Annotated in this window: 1 protein-coding gene; it reads right to left on the reverse strand. The window is 51.0% G+C overall.

The window, feature by feature from the left end; translation table 11 throughout:
- Nucleotides 1-752 (reverse strand): IS5 family transposase gene (locus ACT3TC_RS17105; RefSeq protein WP_444641155.1). Its coding sequence is split into 2 segments (ribosomal slippage): nucleotides 1-524 and nucleotides 524-752, totalling 753 coding nucleotides; the frame shifts between segments, so codons are not numbered across the junction.
- Between the last annotated feature and the right edge of the window lie 91 nt (nucleotides 753-843).

Below are 843 nucleotides of genomic sequence, written 5' to 3' on the forward strand. Positions count from 1 at the left end.
TCATTTCATTTTCAACCAAATGAAGGTGCACGCCAGGTAAACCATGGATTTGAAATTTCGTGCCAGTTTCTCAAAGCGAGTGGCAATGCTGCGAAAGTGTTTCAGCCGAGCAAAGAGGTTTTCTACCAAATGGCGATGCCTGTAGAGAAAGGCGTCAAACTCCGGATTTGGCGTCTTGTTGTTTGATCTTTTGGGGATGATCGGGTTGATGCCCCCTGCCCTGGCATGGTCACGGATGCCCTCTGAATCATAGCCCTTGTCAGCAATGAAGTGGTCGGCTTGATCGACCTTCTTTATGAGGTGCTCTGCAACCGTGGCGTCGTGGACGTTACCCCCAGTGACTTCAAAATCGACCGGATTTCCATGCGCATCGGCGAGCATATGAAGTTTGGTGGTAGCTCCTCCTCGTGATTTTCCAATGGCCCGCTCTTCTCCATGCCGAGCTCCACTCGCATGCTGGTGAGCGCGGAGGTAACTTCCGTCGGCGAATACCCACTCCGCATCAATTTCGCCTCGTAGCTCAAAAAAAATTGCTCCCACAGTCCTTTGGTGGCCCAGCGGTTGAAGCGATTATAGGCCGTTTTCCAGGGGCAAAACTCACTTGGAACATCGCGCCAGGGAGCGCCGGTTCGGAGTTTCCAGAGTATTGCTTCCATCACATTTCGATCATTGGGCCAGCGGTGGCAACCCTTTGCTTTCATGGTGACTTGAAGCTGTTCCCAAATGTCATCGGTCAAAACATATCGTGTCATGGCTGTACTCCCCTTCTGTTAAGAAGAGTCGCATAACCCCACAGAAAATCAATGAGGGACAGCCTTTCTTTCAAAATGAGGACACGCCCTA

The organism is Halomonas sp. AOP27-A1-41 (assembly GCF_052378605.1).
Lineage (GTDB): Bacteria > Pseudomonadota > Gammaproteobacteria > Pseudomonadales > Halomonadaceae > Vreelandella > Vreelandella citrativorans.